The 5,190-nt window shown below is 40.4% G+C and carries 6 protein-coding genes; 2 read left to right on the top strand and 4 right to left on the bottom strand.

Going from position 1 to position 5,190, the window contains the following annotated elements:
• A partial coding sequence (locus H3T55_RS14870; RefSeq protein ID WP_225550224.1) for a MucBP domain-containing protein occupies positions 1-588 on the top strand: 588 nt, incomplete at its 5' end.
• Between the two features lie 89 nt (positions 589-677).
• On the opposite strand, the gene H3T55_RS14865 is transcribed toward H3T55_RS14870, so the two are convergent.
• The 4 genes from H3T55_RS14865 to dhaK form a co-directional block, all read right to left on the bottom strand.
• Positions 678-1,811, bottom strand: a complete 1,134-nt coding sequence (locus tag H3T55_RS14865) for a glycerol dehydrogenase (protein ID WP_225535059.1) — start codon at positions 1,809-1,811, stop codon at positions 678-680.
• A 24-nt stretch (positions 1,812-1,835) separates the two neighbouring features.
• Entirely contained in the window at positions 1,836-2,204 is a 369-nt protein-coding gene (gene dhaM, locus H3T55_RS14860) for a dihydroxyacetone kinase phosphoryl donor subunit DhaM (protein WP_087641670.1), read from the bottom strand.
• Positions 2,197-2,784: a dihydroxyacetone kinase subunit DhaL gene (dhaL, locus tag H3T55_RS14855; RefSeq protein WP_087641669.1), complete on the bottom strand. Its 588-nt coding sequence runs from the start codon at positions 2,782-2,784 to the stop codon at positions 2,197-2,199. Before dhaL ends, dhaM begins: the two co-directional genes overlap by 8 nt.
• A 64-nt stretch (positions 2,785-2,848) precedes the next feature.
• Positions 2,849-3,832, bottom strand: coding sequence for a dihydroxyacetone kinase subunit DhaK (gene dhaK / locus H3T55_RS14850; protein WP_225535060.1), 984 nt, complete (start codon positions 3,830-3,832; stop codon positions 2,849-2,851).
• A gap of 212 nt (positions 3,833-4,044) precedes the next feature.
• Here dhaK and H3T55_RS14845 point away from each other — a divergent pair, with 212 nt between their 5' ends.
• Positions 4,045-5,037 carry a dihydroxyacetone kinase subunit DhaK gene (locus H3T55_RS14845; RefSeq protein WP_225535061.1) on the top strand — a complete coding sequence of 331 codons (993 nt, stop codon included), beginning with the start codon at positions 4,045-4,047 and terminating at the stop codon, positions 5,035-5,037.
• Positions 5,038-5,190 lie beyond the last annotated feature (153 nt).

The raw sequence follows: 5,190 nt of genomic DNA, 5'->3' as shown, positions 1-5,190 counted from the left end.
CCTGCTCAAACTATCAATGGGAATGTAGGCGATTCCTTTGACGCTTCCACAGATCAGTACCAGTTAGCTATTGACGGGTATTCTTTAGATACTTCGAAACTTCCTTTTAATATGACGGGCACGTTCACTGACACTGCTCAAATTGTTTCTTATGTATACACAAAAAATCCTGTTCCTGCTGGTGATATTACTATTCAGTACCTTGATCAAAATGGAAAACAGATTCATTCATCTCAAGTTGTTAGCGGAAATATTGGAGATATTTTAGATACTTTAAAAGACACCTATCAACTAACGATTGAAGGATACTCCTTAGATTTTTCTCAATTGCCTAAAAATATTACTTTCAATGAGCATACTCAAATAATTTCTTATGTATATACAGAAAATTCAGCTCCAGCACCAATCAATTCAAAAACAAATTCAAATACAGCAATTGTGAATACGTCCCTTGCTCCAGCACAGGCGAAAGCACAGTTGCCTAAGACAGGGGAAAGTGATTCTCCTACTATAAAGATCATTGAAATGCTATTTCTTTTGATTCTTACTTTTTTTACCTTTATCCGGTGGAAAAAAATGGCTAAGTAGGCATAAAAAATAAACACGCTAAACTAATACAGGCGATCCTTTTAGTCTAGCGTGTTTATTTTAATATGATTTAGTAGAGCCAACTCTCTCTAGTTGCTTTGTTGTTTGTAGGAACTGCCGATCTTGTCTGCAACAATGATTGCTGCCTTTACTTGTTCAACAGAAATCGGAAACGGCATCGAATGAATGGATTCTTCTGGAATACATGATTTTTCTGCCACCTCTGTCAATTCAGCATCTGTAATTTCTTTTACACCTAAATCTGCTAAACAAACAGGCAAACCAATGGATAAGGCGAAGTCCAACACTTCATATAATTCTGCTTTTGGTGCGTTTTCCAACACTAACTGACAAATCGTGCTAAATGCAACTTTTTCCCCATGTGTGGCACCATGAGCATCATGCAAAATCGTCAAACCATCATGAATTGCATGGATTGCTGCTAATCCAGCACTTTCAAAGCCTAAACCTGAAAGTAAGATATTCGCTTCAATAATGTTTTCCAATGCTGGAGTCACCACGTTATTGTCTGATGCTTCTTTGGCTTTCAACCCATCTTCTAAAATCGTTTCATAGCATAATTTTGCTAAAGCCAACGCAGTATTTGTTCCTTTAGCAGGTGGACAAACCCCTTCACGAGCGCCGCACGGCAAACCTGCATTGACATTGGAATAAGAATTATGTGTTGCTCTTGCTTCAAAATAAGTAGATAACGCGTCTCCCATACCAGAAACCAAGAAACGTGTCGGTGCATTTGCGATCACCACTGTATCGATCAAGACCACACTTGGACTTTGAACAAAATAAGCATAATCATCAAATTGTCCATCTTCTGTATAAAGAACAGCAGAGTGACTTGTTGGTGCATCTGTTGCAACGATTGTCGGAACAATGATCAAATTGTGGCCTTCAGCCACACATTTTGCCGTATCGATCGCCTTACCGCCACCCAAGCCGATCACACAGTCACACTCATTTTCGGCAGCTACTTTTTGTAAACGAGCAACCTCCACTCGTGAAGCTTCGCCATGGAAATTACTTTCTACAAAAGATACATTGAATGTTTCCGCTGTTTTATCCAGCTTATCTTTGACTCGTTTCACATCTTCTGGATGAGCGATCAATAACGCTTTTTTACCGAATGTTGTAACAAAATATCCTAAATTCAACAACTCATCTTCACCTTGAACATACTTTGTGGGGCTAATAAATGCTTTTCTCATGATTCTAAAACTCCTATCCTCAACTTATTTTATTTTTAAGGGCACTAACTGCTCCTCAATAGCCTCTAGCGGTGTATCTACTTGTAATAAAGCGGCAGCTGTATACGCACTTTCCACCAAAGCAGTATCAAATAACAATACTTCTTTTTCTGTCATGTCGATGGCCATCTCCAAATTCATTTTGGCACTGCCCAAATCGTAAAAAGCTAAGAGCTGCTGTGCTGGATTTTCTTCAAACGCTGCCATGATCCTTTCAAAGGATGTTCCTACTTCTCCCTGATCTAAGCCAGCTGCCACAGTGATCGGAACGTCTTTAGCGACTTCTTTGATCAAACGGTCCACACCTTCTCCAATTTCCTTTACATGTGAAACAATCACGATACCACTAGTCATTAAAAACACCTGCTTCCATTAATGATTCAAAAAAATAAAGACTCGACATCGCGCCTGGATCAATATGACCGACAGAACGCTCTCCTACATAAGAAGCACGTCCTTTTGTTGCTACGATATCTTTGGTTTTATCTACAGCTGACTGTAAATCTTCCAATGTTACATTTCCTGATCGTACAGCTTCGATCGCAGGCGCCCATAAATCAAGCATTGTTTTTTCACCCGGTTGGCTATTGCCGCGTTTTTCGATCCCAGCTAAACCTGCTTCTAAAATAGGCAGTGCTTCAGAAGTTGTTGCAGAAGCTTTTGCCATCTCCATCATAGCCGTTCCATAGAGCGGACCAGAAGCTCCTCCGACTTTACTGATCAACGCCATTGCAGTCAATTTGAATACATCTTGGATCGTTTCAGGAGCTTTACCTTGAAGACTCTCACTGACAGCTTCCATTCCCCGCGACATATTATTCCCATGATCTCCATCACCGATAGGCGTATCAAGTTCACTCAAATAGTCTTTATTTTTATCGATTTTGTCTTTAAATAGCTGTAAAGCTGTCTTTAAATTTTCAACTGTAAACATAGAATGACCTCCTTGATTTATAAGTAATAACGTTTCGCTTCACTACATCTTGTACTGTTCTACATCACCAAGCAACTGTATCTACTTCTTCTTTCAATGCTTCGATCCATTCATCTTCAACTTTCAATAACGTAACAGAAAGTCCTGCCATTTCTAATGAAGTCATATAGTTTCCAACTTTTGAAAAGGCAACTTCAACGCCATCTGTCTCTAATAAACGCATGGCATCAGCATAAAAAATGTATTGCTCCATCAATGGTGTACTGCCTAATCCATTCACTAGAATTGCAAAACGATCGCCTACATTCCAGCCAAAAGCTGTTTTCAGTTTAGAAATCAATTCTTGTGCCATTTCTTTCGAGGGTTTGATTTTTTCACGTTTATAACCGGGTTCGCCATGGATACCTACACCAAATTCGATCTCATCATCAGCTAAAACAAATCCTGGTTTTCCTACTTCCGGTACAGTTGCACCTGTTAATGCCACACCGATCGTTTTTAAATTTTCGACAACTTTTTCACCAAGTGTCACTAGTTCTTCTACGGAAGCGCCGTTACGGGCTGCCGCACCCAATATTTTATGCACCAAAATCGTTCCGGCTACCCCGCGTTTGCCCTGTGTATACGTACTGTCTTCTACTGCGATATCATCATCTACAACGACTGTACCGACCTTGATCCCTTCCATTTCTGCCAGATCTTTTGCCATATCGAAATTCATGATGTCACCAGAATAATTTTTTACGACCATTACAACTCCTTGCCCTTGGTCGATTGCCTTGATTCCTTCAAAAATTTGATCTGGTGTGGGTGAAGTAAATACTTGTCCGCATACCGCTGCCTGCAGCATTCCAGAACCAACAAAGCCAGCATGAGCTGGCTCATGACCACTCCCACCGCCGCTGATCAATGCAACCTGCTTTTGAATTTCCTTTTGCTTCAAAACAAATGTGTCTGGTACTTGCTGAATAATTTCTTGATGTGCACGAACAAAGCCTTGTACCATTTCTGGAACGACGTTTTGTGCTTGATTGATGATTTTCTTCATAGTATGTTCCTCCTATTTGGTTGATTCTAACGAAACTAGTAACCGACATCCACCTTTTGTATACGTTTACAATACTCGCATATCCAAAAACTTGCAACGGACAATACACCAAATGTGTCCGCTTTCATTTTATTCTTTATTAATTTGATAGTTTTCAATGCGGACTCAGCGTATAATAGAAACAGACTATATCAATAAAGGAGCGACTGCTCATGAAACAACTGATCAACACCAGCGGGCAAATAAGACAGCAATTACTCGCGGGATTAACATATACTTATAATGACAAGCTAAATTGGCAGCCGGAAACTGGCATCATCACCAAAAAAATCATCAATGAACAAAAAGTTGTATTGATCAGCGGTGGTGGCTGCGGACATGAGCCAGCTCATGTCGGCTATATTGGCGATAACATGTTGGATTGTGCCGTTATGGGACCGATTTTTGAGCCGCCAAGCAGTTCAGAAATCCTTCAAGCAATTGAGCAGACGTATAATGGATGCGGAACGTTATTGATCATCAAGAATTTTGAAAAAGATGTAACATGCTTCCTTGAAGCGGAACGACTGGCAAAAGAAAAAGGATTGCATATTTCTCATGTCATTGTAGATGACGATTGTTCCATCGAAAGCGGGACCTTTGAAAAAAGGCGTCGGGGAGTGGCAGGTACTGTTTTTGTCCATAAGATCCTAGGAGCGGCTGCAGCAGAAGGGAAAACACTTGGTGAGCTGCAAACACTAGGAGAAACATTGATTCCTTTGATCAAAACACTTGGTGTGGCTTTTTCACCGGCTTCACCGATCGGGATCATCCCGCAACAATATACATTAGCGGAGGACGAAATGTACTTTGGTATCGGTATCCACGGAGAGCCAGGCTATCGCATCGAAAAAATGCAGTCCTCGGAGCGGATCGCAATAGAACTCGTCAATAAGTTAACGCAGCAATATACAAAAAGTGAATTGAAAAATACCGCTGTTTTAGTTAACGGACTAGGCGGCACGCCGCTACTTGAACTGGGCATCTTCATGAACGATGTCCAGCAATTATTAGAAATCGAAGATATTCCTGTGACCTATAAGCAAATAGGTAACTTTTTGACTGCGTATAATACAAATGGTCTGTCGCTCACACTTCTGAACCTAAAAGATGATCAATGGCTAAATTACTTAAAATTGCCGACAGATGCTTTTGGCTGGAAATAAAGAAAGAGAGCGAAACAAAACTAAAAATCAGTTTTGTTTCGCTCTCTAAACCTGAATAAACGGCGAGAAAAAAGTAGCTACTGCGCTTCGATCACATTAGCTAACGCATACAGTTTCACTATTGTTCAAAGAACAAAGTGAAGCTAGCAAATC

Origin of the sequence: Enterococcus sp. S22(2020) (assembly GCF_020295385.1) — a bacterium.
GTDB classification, from domain to species: Bacteria; Bacillota; Bacilli; order Lactobacillales; family Enterococcaceae; genus Enterococcus_L; species Enterococcus_L dunnyi.
This window is presented reverse-complemented; position numbering and strand designations above follow the sequence as displayed.